The organism is Paraperibacillus esterisolvens (assembly GCF_046237625.1).
In the GTDB taxonomy this organism is placed as follows: Bacteria; Bacillota; Bacilli; order Bacillales; family DSM-1321; genus Paraperibacillus; species Paraperibacillus esterisolvens.
Genome location: NZ_CP143545.1, coordinates 541,688 through 555,263, shown reverse-complemented (window position 1 = coordinate 555,263; position 13,576 = coordinate 541,688). Strand labels below are relative to the sequence as shown.

The window sequence follows — 13,576 nt, the reverse complement described above, 5'->3', positions numbered from 1 at the left end:
AAAATAAATTTAAAAAAAGCAGCCCTGGGAGGACTGACCCCATTTCCCAAGCTCACTAACCTTATCCCCCCGCGCTTTTCCCGGGGACTATTTCCCGTGCTTGCCGCCAATTAAAAAAGATAGATTGCGGCGAATTGCCGGCAGCTCTATCCTTTGTAAGATTTAATCTTTTGATTTCCTTCTGCCGATTGCATACGCCGCACCGATTAAGAGCAGTCCTGCCACAGCCAAAACATTGACAAGCGTTTTTATGGCATAACCTGCTGTGCTTAAGTTATTTATGACCATAATTAAGATCCCTATGAATATCGGATTCATCCAATTTGATTTCATATCCGTTTTCCCTTCTTCATCAAGACACGCTCTATTATAAATACATTCTCGCAGTCTCCATTTTTTCTTTCTTAAAGGTATAGAGATAAACCGGACGGCCGATTCCATAGGTCAATGATTCCTCAAGCACGCCGATATCGGCAAGGAACTTCAGGTATTTCCGGACAGAGACCCTCGATATAAAAGTCTTGTCTGCGATGTCATCGGTCGAAAATGGTTCTCCCCCGCTTTCTTCAATTACAGTTACGATGGCCTGGAGGGTGCTTCTTGTCAGTCCTTTTGGCAATACCTGCTGTACTTCTCCGCCTGAGCGGGGATCCCGGCTGAGGAATTCATCCAGGTCCTGCTGCCGGACAGCCTCCGTACTCGCAAAAAAGGCATGCTTTTCTTTATATAGCTGAAGCGCCTGGTTAAAGCGTTCGAATTCGAAGGGTTTGATTAAATAGTCCACTGCGCCGAACCGGAGAGCTTCCTGTATTCTTTCAGCTTCAGCGGCTGCAGTGATCAAAATCACATCAGCCGCTATATCTTTTTCCCTTATCCTGCGCAGCAGGCTGAGCCCGCTCGCACCGGGCATATAAACATCAAGCAGGATCAGATCAACTTCACTCTCCGCCAGAAACGCAAGGGCATCCTCCGCCTTATGCACAGTCCCTGCCAGGCTGAACCCTTCCATTTCCTTTAAATAGCGCTTATTGAATTCTGCCACCATCGGATCGTCTTCAACAATCAAGACCTTTATCATCAGAACCCCCCCTTTTCTCATATGGAATGCTAACCCGGAAAACGGCTCCCTGTCCGGGAGTTGATTCAAGGGTCAGCTCACCGCCGAGCTGTCCGACGCTGTTTTTCACAAGATAAAGCCCATATCCGCGGCTGCTTCCTTTAGTGGAAACATTCCTTTCAAATATATGTTCCTGAATTGACTGGTCAATTCCCATACCTGTATCTGCCACCTCGATGTACAAGCTTCCAAGCTCATATTCAAGCTGCACGTCAAGCTCTTTTACAGGGGCGGAAACCATGGAATCAATCGCATTATCCACCAAATTGCCGAGAATCGTGATCAGCTCCTGAGTCAGCTTCGGATCGCCCGGCTCGGGGATAAGAGATGCGACATGGAAGGTCATGCGTACATCCTTTTCCCTGGCATAGCTCATCTTGCCCATGATGAACCCGGCAAGGGCAGGGTCCTTCACATGCTGAGCCACTGTTCCTATCTCTTCATTCTGGTGATTCACAAGCGAACGGATGAACTCCCGAAGTTCCTCATAAAATTTCATCTGCACCATCCCCAGAATCACATGCAGACGGTTCTTGAATTCATGAGACTGAGCACGTAGCGCTTCTGCATAGGTTCTTACCCCTGTAAGCTGTTCTGCCAGCTGATTCACCTCAGTCTTGTCCCTGAAGGTAGAGATCGCCCCTGCCACCCGGCCGCCGACGATGAGCGGAACCCGGTTCACCAGGATGGTGATGCCGTTGATTACCTGCTCCTCATCAAGCTCCGGCTTCCCGGTCTGAAGCACCCGGTCAAGACCCGTTGTCTGCATATAATCGGAGATTTTCATGCCGACCGGCTCCCCCGTAAGACCTGCCCTTTTAAAAAGCTGCTGTGCCGATTTATTCACAAGGGTAATTGTCGAATCATGATCCACAGCCACAATGCCTTCATGGACTGACTGCAGCATGGTGCTCCTCTCCTCCAGAAGCTTCGCAATCGCGTACGGCTCAAGCCCAAGCAGTATCTTCTTTATATATCGTGCAAGGATAACAGCACCGATGATTCCCACAACAATTCCGATACCTGTTCCCGTAGCGATATTCCGCTGGCTCCCGACTAGCGCATCCTCGATATGATTAAGCGAGATTCCGACAGCTACAGCGCCGATCTGCTCCCTGCGGTTATTATATACCGGAGTGAAGGCACGAAGAGATTTTCCCAATGTTCCGGTCGAAAGCGAGACATGCTCATTCCCCTTCAGCACCGGTCCCTCATCTCCGCCGATGAAATGCTTGCCTACTTTCTCCGGATCCGGGTGGGACTTTCTGATTCCCTTCATATCCATTACAACCACAAACATCACATCGGTAGCCTTTTTAATATCATTTGCATACGTCTGGATTTCTTCACTATAACTGCTGCCGTCCTCAAGGCCGTCTATTACGATCTGTGATTTCGCGACAATCCGCGCCACAATCTTTGCTTTTTCCTCCTTGCTCTCACGGATGTCATCATTCACATTAATGCTGATCAACAAATCCGTGATGACCAGGCAGATGAAGACAACCATGCAGATGAAGAAAATAATGAGGGTGCTCAGCCTGAATTTAGATGGCGCTTTCATTTCCAGCCGCTCCCTTCCCAAAAACTTCTACACTAGTATTCTACAGCAAGTGCGCCCCTGTTTATATACCGATCTTCACCTTGAAAATATCCGGATAAACAATGATGTTCACAGGGACCCTTTGATACATGCAGCTCCGCCACTATTCAAAGAAAAAAAGCATCTGCATGGATGGCAGATGCTTCCTACCTTATATCTTCATTTCCCAGCGTTCCTGCTCCGTCTTTTTCAGCTGCTCCTCCGTTTCCTCGGGGAAAACGGTGCGGAACTTGTGATTATCCGCCGGAATGATCTCAATCATTTTCTCAATCATCGATTCAGGGTCAAACTGCTTCTCCAGCCCCTCTTCCTGCTTTTTCATATCCTCCAGACGGGTAAAATTCTTGTTCTCATCAAACCACTTATATTTTTCCTCGGCACTCCTGTCATTGAAGCCTGTTGCAAATGCCCCTGGATTAATGGTCGCCACCTGTATGCCAAAGCTTTCAAGCTCTGTTTTCATCGTGGAAGCAATGCCTTCGATCGCATGCTTGGTCGCCGTATACGGCCCCACATAAGCAGTCGCTGAAATTCCGGCCATCGAGCTCATGAAAACAATCTTCCCGCTTCCCTTCTCCACGAATTTACGTGCAGCGATTTGCACCGTCTCAAGCGTCGCAAACACATTCACCTCAAACAGGGCACGGAACCTGTCCATTGGCACTTCTGCCAGCGGACCGCCTTCATTGATCGCCGCATTGGCGACGAAAACATCAAAGTCATGCTCCTCCATCTGCCTCCGGTCCCGTTCATTCGTGATATCGAGCTTGAACACTTCCATATCAAGGCCAAGCTCCCGTACTTCCCTTTTAAGATCCGTTTCCTGGGCCGTAATTTCCGTCGTCGCAATCACCTTATGCCCTCTCTTCGCCAGTCCAATTGCCGCTCCTCGCCCAAGTCCGCTTCCGGCACCTGTAATAAAAATTGTTTTAGCCATTAAAACTCCTCCTCCTCCTAAAAAGCTGCATAATATCTTTCGTTCCCATTCGGAGGGGAGGTAAACATGAGAAGGGCTGATAAGACAAAAAAACGCCCTGTCTGTGCACTGCAGACAGCACACAAACGGGGCACTCTATTAATGTGAAAACTTCCCCGCCCTGTTCTTGCGGATGGAATGAATGATAAAGGTGATAACAAACGCCAGAATCATGATGCCAATGAACACTTCATTTGGTATATGAATATGAATCAGGGTAAGGCCCATTTTTACTGCGATGAAGGTAATCAGAACATAAGCTGTTGTCTCAAGCTCAGGCACTCTGTTCATTAAAGCAATGAAGAAAGTGGCGACTCCACGCATCAGCAGGATTCCGATCATTCCGCCGAGCAGCAGCACCCATACCTTTTCGGATACTGCAAGTGCAGTCAGGATGCTGTCGACAGAAAAAGCAAGGTCCATCAATTCAACAGAAATGACAGTTGCCCAGAAGAAGCCGAAGGTTTTGACCATCCAGCCTTTAGGCGAAACGGCCGCATCCCCTGCCCCGCCTTCTGAGCTTTTGAATTTTTCGATGAAGAATTTGACGGCGAGCCATAATAGATACAGCGCACCAATCAGTTTAATGAACCAGAGCTTGATCAGGAATGTTCCAAGACCAATGAAGATGAAACGGAAGAGATAAGCTCCCCACAGCCCGTAAACCAAGGCTTTCTTCTGCTGGTCCTTTGGCAGCGGCTTAACGAAAGCGGACAGCACGAGTGCGTTATCCGCGGATAATATACATTCAAGCACAGCCAGAGACAAAATCATCCCCCATGCCTCTGATGAAGTGAGCACCTCGGCCCACATCTGGCCGTCGAACATTGACGAGTACGTTGATAAAATTTCCTGCCACATTCTCAATAGCTCCTTTATTGTATAATACTAGTGTAAGTATCCCCAAAAACTACCTCATTTTCTCAAGCAGTTCGTTCAGCTTCTTAAGACCGTCTATAATATCCTGCAGGGACTCATCCGACTCATCTTTAATGGAAGCGGAAATCTTCCCAAGCAATTCTTCATTAATTTCCCGAACGGCTTCCTTCCCTCTCTCAGAAAGAACAACCTTTACAACCCGCTCGTCCGCCGAGTCCCTCACACGCTCCACAAATCCCTGCTTCTCAAGCTTCTTGCACATCGTGGAAATATTGGTGCCGGCAATATTCACCTTTGATGCCAGACTGCCAATCGTATGCGAGCCCTGCTGCTGGATTTCAACCAGGATCCGGACCTGCAGGCTCGTCAGTCCATAGCGCTCACAAAGCGATGAAATAATAATATTGGTATTTTCACTAATTTTTCTCGTATAATTCCAAAGCGTATTCTTAAAATCGACAACGACCATACTGACCCCACCTAAAGATAAACTATATTATATATAATTCATATATATTATATAATATATACTTCTTCCCTTCAAATTATCTGCCTGGGAAAGAAGAGTTCTAAGATATTGACCCTTTCTCCTTCTATAGCAAATATTATCCTCCCCCATTAAACTTTCTGGTATATTTCTATTTTTATAGGATAATTTGGTAATACAACATGATACTATTGCTATACATTCCATTTCCGAGAGGTGATCCCATGACAGCCAAATACAAAAACATCATCACAACACAAGCAGAGTTTGAAGAATTCCGTTCCACGATCGGCACTCCCAGTGCACGGGCTGCAAATAAAGTGATCTCCTATATTGATGTGCATTGTGCAGAATTTATTTCTAAGGCACCATTTTTATCTTTATCCACGTCCCATGCTGACGGACAATGTGATGCATCACCGAGGGGAGATGCGCCCGGATTTGTGACAGTCGTTGATGAGCAGCATTTATTTATTCCAGAACGGCCGGGAAATAAAAGAATGGATTCTATACATAACATCATCACCAATCCTCATATAGGGCTCCTGTTTTTCATACCTGGGCTCGGGGAGACATTAAGGATAAATGGTAAAGCCTATATTTGCCGGGATCCTGAGCTGTTGAAGAAGAGCGTCGTTAACGGGAAATTTCCTGCATTTGGTATTTTGGTAGAGGTAAAGGAATGTTATATCCATTGTGCTAAAGCATTCATCCGGTCAAAGTTATGGGATCCGAATTCATGGCTGACGAAAGAGAGCCTCCCTTCGGCCCCTAAGATGCTGATCGCTCACGCCAAAATACCGAATGCGACTCCTGAGCAAGTAGAAAAGGAATTAAATGAAGGCTACACGCAAAGACTCTATTAAGAAGAAATAGCCGAGCCAGCAGCTGCCGCTGGCTCGGCTATTTCATCATTCCTGGATTGGAATATAAATCTCCACTTCCTCCCCATCCTCCTTAGGAAAATACAATTCAACAATATACGCCTCTTGATTCATATGCCTGCCCTGTTCCCGAATCCAAGCATTGAGTTGTGAATGCAGAGATCCAAGTTCAGATATTTCGCCCCTTGCAGCTGCATAAGTGTGGGTGATTTCCAGGTATTCCATGCCTGATGGGACTTCCCCAGGTTTACGGGTGACCGTGATTCCCACGTAATACCCGCCTTCAAGATGATCCTCTCCCCTTTTTGGTTCAAAGAATGCAATTTCGGTTCCTGAATGGTCCTCCAGCTCGTCCATCCTGCTCATGAACTTCTGTGCATTCTTTGGCACTGCACTTGCAAACTCGCTGAATCTCCCCCTGTTTTTCATTCCGATTGACTTGAATGTTTTATGTACGATTGTGAATGGCATAGCACATCCTCCTAGAGTTAGTTCTGTGTATAATTCTGGAAGTTTTATAGTTTTATCTTATACAAAAATTGGAGAAAAGACCACGCAAAATAATATGGCTGCTAAATGGAGTTTCCACTCTGCACATAAGGATTGGTCTGAACCGCCCTTCGGCGAGTAATTCAGTGTTTTCGGATAGTAAACTGGCCGGTTCGGCGAGTAAATTCCTAGTTCGGATAGTAAATTACCAGTTTCCGATAGTAAAGTTCACCAATCGGCGAGTATCGTGTTCTCTTTGGTTAGTAACAGCTGATTTAGGGAGCTGATCGGGATGCAGCAAGGCAGTTTTTCTTCAAAATGGAGCACAAACGGAGAAAGCAATGATGATTTTGATTACTTTTTGTGTTTTATCTATAATTTTCAACTCTCTAACTCCCATTGATGCCTCCCCTCCAACCATTCTTTTTAATAGAATCTCTGTAAATTTATGTTAAAATTACCAAAACGCTTATAGGAGAGAGCTTATGAAATTTGTTCTGATGTTTGGCCCCCAGGCGGTTGGTAAGATGACGGTTGGGCAGGAGTTAGCAAAACTAACGGATTTGAAGCTTTTTCATAATCATATGACGATTGATTTGGTCAATCCTTTCTTCGACTAACAGTACGCAGGAAGGAAAGCGGTTAGTGCGTCTGTTCCGACAGGAGATTTTTGAAGAAGTGTCAAAGAGCGATCTATATGGAATGATTTTCACTTATGTGTGGGCCTTTGACCTGCAGGGAGACTGGGATTATGCGGCTGAAGTTACTCAGTTGTTTGAGTCCAGGGGATTCACCGTTTACCATGTGGAGCTTGAGGCTGATTTTGAAGAAAGGCTTGAGCGTAATACATCCCCCAATAGACTTGAACATAAGCCGTCCAAACGGAATATTGAATGGTCGGAAGGCGAACTGAAATGGACAGCGAAGAAATACAGATTGAATTCTTTAGAAGGTGAAATAAACAAGGAAAACTATATCAGAATAAATAATACGCATTTGAGTGCGGAAGAAACTGCCAGGATTATTAAGGAAAGATTCCAATTATAATACAAAAAAACGCCTGGATGCCCGAGAGCACTGAAAATCTGTCATTTTTTCAGTCCGCCTTAAATCTTACAAATTAAGCCAACTCTCATTTTAGGTATCTTAAGAATGGAGAGTTGGCTTTTTTCTTGTTTTTGTAGTGGGAAAACATCTTTTTTATACCATTTAACTTTATTATTCTCTTTAAGTTGACCATGAATATGGCAGTGGCTCCTTGTACCATGCCAATTAGACCTGAGGATTTCGCTGCATTATACCCGTGTCTAATTCACTTATATTTGCCTCAATCTTATAGCGTTCCTTCGCTTTTTCCTTATTACAAAATAAAAAAGTAGATACTCTCAACTAAATGAGAATTTCTACCTTTTTTAAGGACTTTTTCAGTGCCTTCGTTAAAGTGCTGTTTTTTTATCTATTAGTTTTTCATTCTTGGATCCAGGGCATCCCTTAAGCCGTCGCCCATTAAGTTAAAGCCTAATACGGTAAGCATAATAGCCAGTCCCGGAAATAATACGGTCCAAGGGGCATCAAGGATAAACTCACGTGAGTCCGCCAGCATTTTTCCCCATTCAGGTGCAGGCGGCTGGGCTCCCATCCCTAAGAATCCCAATGCAGCAGCTTCAATGATAGCTGTTGCAATTGCCAGCGTGCCTTGCACAATGATTGGAGCAAGGCTGTTTGGCAGGATGTGATGGATCAGGATCCGGCTGTCCGTCATTCCTATGGCTTTTGCAGCGGTTATGTATTCTTCTTCTTTAACAGTAAGCACCCTTGACCTGAGCAGGCGTCCAAAGGTTGGAACATTAATAATAGCAATGGCAATCAATGCATTTCGCAATGACGGCCCAAGGACTGCCACTACTGCTATAGCAAGCAGAATACTTGGGAAAGCAAGTAGAATATCAAAAAATCGAGAAATAATAGTATCTACCCATTTCCCATAATAACCAGCAATGATGCCTAGAAATGAACCTACAATTACAGAACCGGCAACAGATATGAATCCTACCCCAAGTGATATCCTGGCTCCATAAATAACACGGCTTAGGATGTCTCTCCCAAACTGGTCTGTACCAAAGAGATGCTCTGATGATGGAGGCAGATGCTTGTCCGCAAGTTTCTGGTCAGCGAATTCGTATGGTGCGATGAAATCGGCGAACAAAGCGAGTAATATAAAAAATAGAACAATCGATAATCCAACAATGGCCAGCTTATTTTTTCTAAAGCTTTTCCAAGCCTCTTTCCAGGGGGATACTGCCTGCTCCTCAGCTATTGGAGGAGGAACCGCGGGAGGAGTGCTGTGTGCAAGTTCTGCCATCTTTATTCCCTCCTATTTATACTTGATTCTTGGATCAATCGCTGCATACAGCAGGTCAACCACCAGATTGATTAGTACGAATATAGCCGCCACTACAAGAATACCAGATTGGATCACGGGATAATCACGGTAGGATATTGCTTCGTATATATAAGTGCCTATGCCAGGCCAGCCGAAGATCGTTTCAGTTAAAATAGCTCCTCCAAGAAGAAGGCCAGTCTGCAGTCCTATTACAGTAACTACCGGAATTAATGCGTTCTTTAATGAATGTTTGTACACTACCCAGAACATTTTCATCCCTTTCGCCCGTGCTGTCCGTATGTAATCCGATCTCATGACCTCAAGCATGGACGACCGGGTCATTCGGGCAATAATCGCCATTGGGATGGTTCCAAGTGCAATACCCGGGAGAATTAAATGTCTAATAACTTCGATAAATTGATCAAATCTATGGTTCAATAACGAATCAATTAAATAAAAATTAGTAACAGCCTCAACAGGATCCCGTATATTATCTCTTCCTGTTGTTGGCAGCAGGTCCCATTGAATGGCAACTATGTATTGCTCCATTAATCCCAGCCAGAAGATCGGCATAGAAACACCAATCAGCGCGACGACCATTGCAGCGTAGTCAAACCAGGAGTTTTGGAACCAAGCGGAAATGATTCCTGCATTAACCCCTATCACAATGGCGATCAGCATCGCCACTAATGACAGTTCAATGGTAGCCGCAAGATATGGCCATATTTCCTCAGAGATCGGTACTCTTGATTTTAATGAAACTCCTAAATCACCCGTGAAAATTCCGGTTAAATATTCCCAAAATTGAGTGGGCCAGGGCCTGTCCAGGCCAAGCTCCTTGGTTAAAGCCGCCATGGCTTCTTTAGTTGCCTGCTGGCCTAATATAATTTGGGCTGGATTGCCGGGTATGGCGCGAATCATCATAAATACTATGAAAGTCATTCCGAGCAGGACTGGAATAAGTGCAGTTAACCGCCGTATCGTGTATGAGAACATATCCGCTCACCTCTTCCTAAAACATCATAAGATCAGGGAGTATGAAGAGATCCATACTCCCTGTTCCACTTAATTAGTCTACAGATACGTCTACGAAGGATTGAGACCCAGTTGGATGCGGAACAAATCCCTTAATGCTGCTCGAACCAGCCAGCTGCGGCTTAGAATGAACAAGCGGAACCCAAGGAGCATCTTCATGAATAATGACTTGTGCCTGCTGGTACAATTCATTACGTTTATTTTCATCTGCAGTAGACTGCGCTTCTACCAGCAATTTATGAACTTTTTCATTGCTGTAACGGGCATAGTTATTTGATCCAATCGTATCTTTATCAAGTAATGTATAAAGGAAGTTATCGGCATCTCCATTATCTCCTGTCCAGCCAAGCATAAATGTTGGTGCTTCACCTGCTTGAACCTTCTCAAGATATGTTCCCCACTCAAACGTCACAATCTTTGCATCGATATTGACTTGTTTAAGGCTTGCCTGTATAGCTTCAGCAACTTTTTGACCGGAAGGCATATACGGACGTGGTACTGGCATAGCCCACAGGTCCATTTTAAACCCTTTTTCAAGCCCAGCCTTTTTCAGCAGTTCTTTTGCCTTTTCTACACTGTATTCATAGTCCTGGATATCTTTATTATAACCGCTGACAGAAGGCGGCATTGGGTTTTTAGCCGGCTCTGCTGTACCTTCAAAGAAGTTTGTAATAATATCCTGCTTGTTGATTAAATGGCTGATTGCCTGGCGGACCTCTTTTTTATTAAACGGTTCTTTCTCTGTATTAAATCCGAAATAGCCGACGTTCATAGACGGACGCTCAAATAACTGCAGTTTGCTGTCCTTTTTGACTTTAGGCATATCACTTGGATTTAAGCCATCCATCAAGTCGATTTCACCTTTAATCAATGCATTTAAGCGGGCTGAGTTATCCTTTATGACCTTGAACTTAACACCGGCAAGCTTAGGCAGTCCCTTTTTCCAGTATTTATCGTTCTTTACTACTTCAATCGTGTCATTCTTTTTCCAAGATTTGAATTTAAAAGGACCTGTACCAACAGGATTTTTAGTGAAATTGTCTCCATCTTTTTCAAATGCAGTTGGACTTGCAATAGCAAAAGTGCTCATCGCCAGATTTTTTAAGAACGGAGCTTGAGGGCGTGTAAGAGTAAATACAACAGTTTTTTCATCGACCGCTTTTACTTCTTTAATTACGTGGCCTTCATCACCCTCAAATCCGCCAAACATAGAAGGATAGTAAGCAAATTTTGCCTCATCTTTACTTTTTGCCCAGCGCTGGAAGTTTTTTACAACCGCTTCTGCATTAAAGTCCGTTCCATCATGGAACTTGATTCCTTCATTTAAGGTAAAAGTATAAGTCAGGGAATCCGGTGAAACTTCCCAGGATTTTGCAAGTGAAGGTTCTATTTCAGTATTATCTTTCCCATAGGTTACTAGATTTTCAAAAATCTGTTCCGTAACAATAAAGGATTCTCCCTCTGTTGTCACAGCCGGATCAAGAGCTGTCGAATCACCGCCCCGTCCATAAATAAGGGTGTATCCTTTTTTACCGCTGCCGCCTTTTTCACCGCTGCTGCTTTTTGAAGAACTACAGCCGGACAGTACAAGTGAAAAAGCAAGCAGACAGGCAAATACATACCATAAACTCTTTTTCATATTTCTTATCCCCCTTTGAAATGATGGTACTTAATATATATACTTACTGTCATTCATATAAATGACAGGCTGTATAATGACCTGGACTTACTTGTTTGAAAATCGGCCTTGAAGAGCTGCATATATCCATAACCTTAGGGCACCTTGTATGGAACGGACAGCCTTTTGGCGGGTTTGCTGGACTAGGCACATCCCCTTGAAGGATGATTCTTTCTTTTTTATGCTCGACATCAGGTATAGGAACCGCCGATAATAACGCTTGTGTATATGGGTGCTTAGGGCTGCTGTAAATGTCTTCACTATCTGCAAGCTCTACAATATGGCCGAGATACATCACACCCACTCGGTCGCTGATATGCCGGACTACTCCCAGGTCATGAGCGATAAAAAGGTATGTCAGGTCGAATTCTTTCTGCAAATCCTGCAAAAGATTCAGGACCTGTGATTGAATAGAAACGTCGAGAGCCGAGACTGGCTCATCTGCAATGATTAATTTGGGGTTTACTGCCAGCGCACGGGCAATCCCGATTCTCTGCCTCTGACCGCCGCTGAACTGATGTGGGTAACGATTGGAATGATAGCTGCTGAGACCTACAATCTCAAGTAATTCATTGACCCGTTTTTTCCGTTCAGCCTTATCCTTCACACCATGAACGATTAATGGTTCCTCGAGTATTTTCCTAACAGTATGCCTTGGGTTTAGCGATGCATATGGATCCTGAAAAACCATCTGCATTTCCCGCCGCATCTTTCTCATATCAGCAGCCGGCAGCTCCGTAATATCTGTTCCCTCAAAAAATATTTTCCCTTCACTCGGGTCTAACAGCCTAAGCAGCATCCGGCCGGTTGTGGATTTCCCGCAGCCGCTTTCACCTACAAGTCCAAGCGTCTCACCTTTATTGATAAAAAATGAAATTCCATCAACTGCTTTTACTTCACCAATTGTTTTGCCCAGAAGTCCTCCTCTGATCGGGAAGTGTTTTTTTAAGTTTTCTACCTTAACTAATGGCTGTGTCATTCAGCTTTACTCCTTTTCCATCCTCATACAGCCAGCACCTGACTTTCTGGCCATCGTTTAAACTTTTCAGCGAAGGAGTTTTAGTTACGCACTTCTCCATCGCATGGGCACAGCGGGGTGCAAATGGGCAGCCGGGCTTGGCAGCCCCGGGCTTTGGTACATTGCCGGGTATGGAGTATAATCGTTCTTTTTTATCCCTCATATCAGGTACAGATTGAATCAGGCCGATCGTATAGGGATGTTTTGGATCCTGGAAAATAGTTCTGACATCCGCTTCTTCCACAATTCGCCCTGAATACATCACTGCAACACGTTCACAAATTTCAGCCACTACACCCAGGTCATGGGTGATCATCATGATGGCTGTCTCTGTTTCTTTATTTAATTTCTTCATTAGCTCCAGAATTTGTGCCTGTATCGTTACATCGAGTGCGGTTGTTGGTTCATCAGCTATTAAAAGTGCCGGGTCGCAGATCATAGCCATGGCTATCATCACACGCTGTCTCATTCCTCCCGAGAGCTGGTGGGGATATTCCCTGATCAGGTCCTCGGCTCTTGGCAGGCCAACAAGCCTAAGCATCTCTACAGCCCTGGCTTCAGCCATTTTTTTATTCCATTTTCTATGTATTCTTATAGATTCAATTAACTGCTCGCCAATTGTAAACACTGGATTTAAGCTCGTCATCGGTTCTTGGAAAATCATTGCAATGTCATTCCCGCGAATCTTTCTCATCCGGGATTCCGGGGCATCAGCAAGGTTTTCTCCCTTAAAAAGAATTTCTCCTTCAACCTTTCCCGAGGGTGAAGGAACAAGACCCATGATTGATAAGGAGGTAACGCTTTTCCCGCAGCCGGATTCTCCCACTATACCGAGGATCTCCCCAGGATTAATGTGAAAACTGATTCCGTTTACTACAGGTATTTCAGCTTCATCCGTCCGAAAGCTTGTTTTCAGCTCTTTCACTTCTATGATTGGTTTGTTCAAGGACATAACTCCTTTCTCTTGGGGATATATGTAATTAATAGAATATGATTGAATTATGACATTTTTCTGATTACTTAACAA

At 44.6% G+C, this 13,576-nt stretch carries 13 protein-coding genes and 2 pseudogenes; 2 read left to right on the top strand and 13 right to left on the bottom strand.

Features of this window, described 5'->3' with window-relative positions; translation table 11 throughout:
* Nucleotides 1–162: 162 nt before the first annotated feature.
* The 6 genes from V1501_RS02890 to V1501_RS02865 all read right to left on the bottom strand — a co-directional run bounded on the left by V1501_RS02890 (nt 163) and on the right by V1501_RS02865 (nt 5,044).
* Nucleotides 163–333 (bottom strand): LPXTG cell wall anchor domain-containing protein, encoded by a 171-nt coding sequence (locus V1501_RS02890; protein WP_409291359.1) that lies wholly within the window; start codon nt 331–333, stop codon nt 163–165.
* 34 nt (nt 334–367) lie between these two features.
* On the bottom strand, nt 368–1,078 hold the full coding sequence (locus V1501_RS02885) for a response regulator (RefSeq protein ID WP_409291358.1): 711 nt from the start codon (nt 1,076–1,078) through the stop codon (nt 368–370).
* A complete protein-coding gene (gene dcuS / locus V1501_RS02880; protein ID WP_409291357.1) occupies nt 1,056–2,681 on the bottom strand; it encodes a DcuS/MalK family sensor histidine kinase in 1,626 nt (541 codons plus the stop codon). The genes V1501_RS02885 and dcuS overlap by 23 nt, the downstream gene beginning before the upstream one ends.
* Nucleotides 2,682–2,871: 190 nt before the next feature.
* On the bottom strand, nt 2,872–3,657 hold the full coding sequence (locus V1501_RS02875) for an SDR family oxidoreductase (RefSeq protein ID WP_409291356.1): 786 nt from the start codon (nt 3,655–3,657) through the stop codon (nt 2,872–2,874).
* 138 nt (nt 3,658–3,795) lie between these two features.
* Nucleotides 3,796–4,563 (bottom strand): TerC family protein, encoded by a 768-nt coding sequence (locus tag V1501_RS02870; protein WP_409291355.1) that lies wholly within the window; start codon nt 4,561–4,563, stop codon nt 3,796–3,798.
* 43 nt (nt 4,564–4,606) lie between these two features.
* Nucleotides 4,607–5,044: a MarR family winged helix-turn-helix transcriptional regulator gene (locus V1501_RS02865; RefSeq protein ID WP_409291354.1), complete on the bottom strand. Its 438-nt coding sequence runs from the start codon at nt 5,042–5,044 to the stop codon at nt 4,607–4,609.
* Between the two features lie 242 nt (nt 5,045–5,286).
* Between V1501_RS02865 and V1501_RS02860 the strand changes: the two genes are divergently transcribed.
* On the top strand, nt 5,287–5,928 hold the full coding sequence (locus V1501_RS02860; protein WP_409291353.1) for a pyridoxamine 5'-phosphate oxidase family protein: 642 nt from the start codon (nt 5,287–5,289) through the stop codon (nt 5,926–5,928).
* Nucleotides 5,929–5,973: 45 nt separating this feature from the next.
* Here the strand turns inward: V1501_RS02860 and V1501_RS02855 are convergent, their stop codons facing one another.
* Nucleotides 5,974–6,417, bottom strand: a complete 444-nt coding sequence (locus V1501_RS02855) for a GyrI-like domain-containing protein (protein WP_409291352.1) — start codon at nt 6,415–6,417, stop codon at nt 5,974–5,976.
* A gap of 503 nt (nt 6,418–6,920) precedes the next feature.
* On the opposite strand from V1501_RS02855, the pseudogene V1501_RS02850 reads away from it, so the two are divergent.
* Nucleotides 6,921–7,482 (top strand): annotated as a pseudogene (locus V1501_RS02850) (AAA family ATPase).
* Between the two features lie 157 nt (nt 7,483–7,639).
* Here V1501_RS02850 and V1501_RS02845 read toward each other — a convergent pair.
* From V1501_RS02845 to V1501_RS02820, 6 genes and pseudogenes are all read right to left on the bottom strand, one after another.
* Nucleotides 7,640–7,794 (bottom strand): annotated as a pseudogene (locus V1501_RS02845) (IS5/IS1182 family transposase); the annotation flags it as partial.
* 100 nt (nt 7,795–7,894) lie between these two features.
* Nucleotides 7,895–8,797, bottom strand: a complete 903-nt coding sequence (locus tag V1501_RS02840; RefSeq protein WP_409291351.1) for an ABC transporter permease — start codon at nt 8,795–8,797, stop codon at nt 7,895–7,897.
* Between the two features lie 12 nt (nt 8,798–8,809).
* The gene (locus V1501_RS02835; RefSeq protein WP_409291350.1) at nt 8,810–9,814 is read right to left on the bottom strand and encodes an ABC transporter permease; all 1,005 of its coding nucleotides are present in this window, start codon (nt 9,812–9,814) and stop codon (nt 8,810–8,812) included.
* A 73-nt stretch (nt 9,815–9,887) separates the two neighbouring features.
* Nucleotides 9,888–11,492: an ABC transporter substrate-binding protein gene (locus V1501_RS02830; RefSeq protein WP_409291349.1), complete on the bottom strand. Its 1,605-nt coding sequence runs from the start codon at nt 11,490–11,492 to the stop codon at nt 9,888–9,890.
* Nucleotides 11,493–11,541: 49 nt separating this feature from the next.
* Nucleotides 11,542–12,510 carry an ABC transporter ATP-binding protein gene (locus V1501_RS02825; protein WP_101641360.1) on the bottom strand — a complete coding sequence of 323 codons (969 nt, stop codon included), beginning with the start codon at nt 12,508–12,510 and terminating at the stop codon, nt 11,542–11,544.
* Nucleotides 12,491–13,501, bottom strand: a complete 1,011-nt coding sequence (locus V1501_RS02820; RefSeq protein ID WP_409291348.1) for an ABC transporter ATP-binding protein — start codon at nt 13,499–13,501, stop codon at nt 12,491–12,493. The genes V1501_RS02825 and V1501_RS02820 overlap by 20 nt, the downstream gene beginning before the upstream one ends.
* Between the last annotated feature and the right edge of the window lie 75 nt (nt 13,502–13,576).